Origin of the sequence: Burkholderia sp. LFS061, assembly GCF_047978125.1 — a bacterium.
Classification (GTDB): domain Bacteria; phylum Pseudomonadota; class Gammaproteobacteria; order Burkholderiales; family Burkholderiaceae; genus Burkholderia; species Burkholderia pyrrocinia_C.
On sequence record NZ_JBFPFS010000099.1, the window covers coordinates 1 to 2,932 of the forward strand.

Annotated in this window: 4 protein-coding genes; 1 reads left to right on the top strand and 3 read right to left on the bottom strand. The window is 57.2% G+C overall.

Translation table 11 applies throughout. From position 1 onward, the window contains the following. Positions 1–342: 342 nt before the first annotated feature. The 3 genes from ACNQQL_RS35710 to ACNQQL_RS35720 all read right to left on the bottom strand — a co-directional run bounded on the left by ACNQQL_RS35710 (position 343) and on the right by ACNQQL_RS35720 (position 1,808). Positions 343–888: a glycoside hydrolase gene (locus ACNQQL_RS35710; RefSeq protein ID WP_347069498.1), complete on the bottom strand. Its 546-nt coding sequence runs from the start codon at positions 886–888 to the stop codon at positions 343–345. Positions 889–987: 99 nt separating this feature from the next. Further along, complete coding sequence (locus tag ACNQQL_RS35715; protein WP_347069506.1) at positions 988–1,416, bottom strand: Mor transcription activator family protein; 429 nt, start codon at positions 1,414–1,416, stop codon at positions 988–990. After that, positions 1,413–1,808: a regulatory protein GemA gene (locus ACNQQL_RS35720; protein ID WP_347069514.1), complete on the bottom strand. Its 396-nt coding sequence runs from the start codon at positions 1,806–1,808 to the stop codon at positions 1,413–1,415. The genes ACNQQL_RS35715 and ACNQQL_RS35720 overlap by 4 nt, the downstream gene beginning before the upstream one ends. A gap of 663 nt (positions 1,809–2,471) precedes the next feature. Here ACNQQL_RS35720 and ACNQQL_RS35725 point away from each other — a divergent pair. Next, complete coding sequence (locus ACNQQL_RS35725) at positions 2,472–2,762, top strand: hypothetical protein (RefSeq protein ID WP_347069523.1); 291 nt, start codon at positions 2,472–2,474, stop codon at positions 2,760–2,762. Positions 2,763–2,932 lie beyond the last annotated feature (170 nt).

Consider the following 2,932-nt stretch of genomic DNA (forward strand, 5'->3'; position numbering starts at 1 on the left):
CTGATGCACCGGTACAACTGGATACGGCCGCATCAGTTCAACGACGGACTGGCGCCGGCCGTTGCGGAAGAAAAACTTAACGCAGTGTCCGGGATTAGTTGACCACTACATTATCTCGTTTTCGCATTGCATTCAGCCGGCGTAGCGCCCATCATTCGTCGTCGCGATCAGGTAGCGGCGTCTGGTTTTGCGTATCAGCCTTCTGTGATGTCTTGTAGACATTTCGGAAGGCGACACCATAGTCCGCGTTGTGCATTTCGTTGACCTGTACCGGCACGGTCAAAGATGGCGAAATGCAGCCAGCCAGAACTGCAGCAATGATGCAGGCCGCCGCAAGGGCGGCTAGCCGATTGCGACGGTGCCGCCTGCGTTGCGGTAGGCCGTCATGAGAAGTGCATGGCGCTGCGGATCGTTGCCGAAATCCTTCGGTGAGAGGTGCGGCCAAACGTTGGCGCACGCGGCAATTGCGGTGCCGATGTGACCGGACTGGATCAATGGGAGGGCGTGGCGCTCGCGCATCTGCTCGACCGCGATGCGATCCTGAGAGAGCGGGCTGAAATCGTCCAGGCCGAGCCGCTCGGCGTAGCGCCAATAGTCGAGCTCGGCGAGTTGGTAGCGCCCGGCCTCGGAAACGGTCACGCCGTCCAGCGGCGGAAACGTTTCATATGTGCGGAACGTGAGCAGCCGCTGCGCGACATACACGTGCTCGTGCTCGATCGGGCCGTGCGAGCCCTCCAGCACGTTGTAGCCGTCGTCGCTGTGGTCGAGCACCCACATCGAGTGCGTGCTTGCGGCGAGCATGTCGAGAAAGGCGACGACGTTGTGTCCGCCGGCTTCCAGTGCAGAGATTCGTGCCATCGTTTTGAGGGAGTGCGTATTCGATGGCACTACTTTAGGTGACCGGCGATTGTCGCCATAGGCAACAGACGTCAGTCACTAAGCATGAACCCCGCCGAGGCGGGGTTCATGGAGTGGGTTTCTTCGCGACTAGAACAGTGAGACCTGGCAGGTTGACGGCGGGTCTTCCTGTTTCAGGATGCGCCAGATTTGCCGATCGGACAATTTGTTGCGCTGGACCAGTTTGACCACCGCGTACAGCGAGCTGTGTTCGCGCGTCAGAGTGTCAAAGTCAGCGCGAATGCGGCGATCACGAGCGAGACGGACCGCCTTCGCGCACATCGGGATATACAGCGGCTCGCCACCAAAGTGCTCGGTCAGGCGATCGGCCGCCTCGACGCCCACCACCTCGGACAGAAGTTGATAGCGGACTTCGCCTTGGCGCGACAGGCGCTTGGCGACCGGAAACGTCGTGCCGCCCAGCTTCTCGATCAGCATGACGGTTTTCGGCATACCGATCAGGCGGACCAGCAACCGAACGAAATCGGGGAGTTCATCTTCTACGTCGGTGAAGTTCACGCTTTCCTCCGGTTTGCATCAATTCGAAGCTCGGCAATCAGCTTGCCGAGCATTTCGCTGTCGCAGAATTCAATCGCGTCGACCTTGCAGATTCGCTTGACCATCGCATGCACATAATCCCAAGGGCGACCTGCGTCAGTGAGTAACGCTTCGATTTTGCCGAGCTGCGCTTCGCGGGTAAGTGTGTAGCGCGGTCGGCGTCCATGTGAATGGACCAGCTTGAATCCGCAACGTTCAAGATGACGCATGACCTTGGCTGCACCGGCCGCGTCCAGGTCTTTGGCAGAGGACACGCCTGCGACAGAGCGCAGCATCGTGCGATAGCTGTCGTCATCCATGCCCAGTTGCTGCTTGGCGATATGGATTTTTGCGAGAATTAATTTAGAAATCATGAGACAAATCTTGCTGCCAAAGCAGTCCCCTCGTCCGTAGACTCGAACGTCAGTCGGTTGAGGCTCAATATATCCATTCGATGGGATGCCATGAAAAGTAAAGGCAGTGAAGCGTTGAGAATGCTCGCACCAGAAGAACCCCCGCTCACGTTGGAAGACATCAGCGAGCGCCTCCACCGGCTAGAGGATATGGCGGCGACCGAGCGAGAATTGGGGAATGCGTCTCGCATCGTACTGTATGCAACCATCGCAAAGCTTCACCGAGCAGGTGCTATGAACGTCTCGGATTTGATCGAAGACATACAAGCGACATTCCCAGTCCTCGTTGATCGAAAGAGCGTCCAGTTGGGCCTGCAGGCAGCGATAGCTGAGATCAAGAGTGCGGTTGCGTGGCACGGAGTATTTTCCTCGACGTCAACCCAGGATACGAATAACGTAGACCAGTAGTACTGACGTGCCGTGCGGTGCTACTGTCGTACAGATTCAGATATTTCGCGACAACACCATGCTGAATTTGAGAAATTTCTTGCATTCAGAGCATTGCGCTCGTCCGTTAAACTCGCCACGCACAATTGAAGTTGTGCATGACTTATCTATGCAAGGAATTCTATGCGAAATGAAGAAAGGAGTGTTCTAAAGCGATTATTCGCGGAGGAGCCGCCGTTGACGATGGAAGAAATCAACGAGCGGCTGCTCACGGTGGAGGATATTGCGGCGGTCGAGCGGGACCTGGGAGAGGCATCACGTATCGTGCTGCTGGCGATCATTGCGCATCTACAGGCCGCCGGCGTCATGAACAGCACCGCACTGGTGGCCAACTTAGAGGCAACGCTCACGCAGCTTGACGATCAACAAAACACCCGCGTTGGGTTGCAGGTCATGATCGGGGCAATCAGAAATTCCCTGATTTGGCACGATGCGTCTGCTCAGGCACCGAGCCGTCGAAATCAGTAGAGGAATCGCTGCGGCCACCACAGGTAACATGCCATCGCTGTTGCGGCGACGAAGCCCACAACAGCCACGACGTCGCAGAGGAAATTGGCGCGGGCATACGCTCGCTGCTCTTCGATCGCCGAGATTGGCACCTTAACGCGATCGAGCGACCCGCTCAAAGAAGTCGCCAC

Bases quoted from the DNA above. Each gene is read 5' to 3' on its own strand.
- ACNQQL_RS35720 (WP_347069514.1), bottom strand. From the start codon at position 1,808: ATGATTTCTAAATTAATTCTCGCAAAAATCCATATCGCCAAGCAGCAA.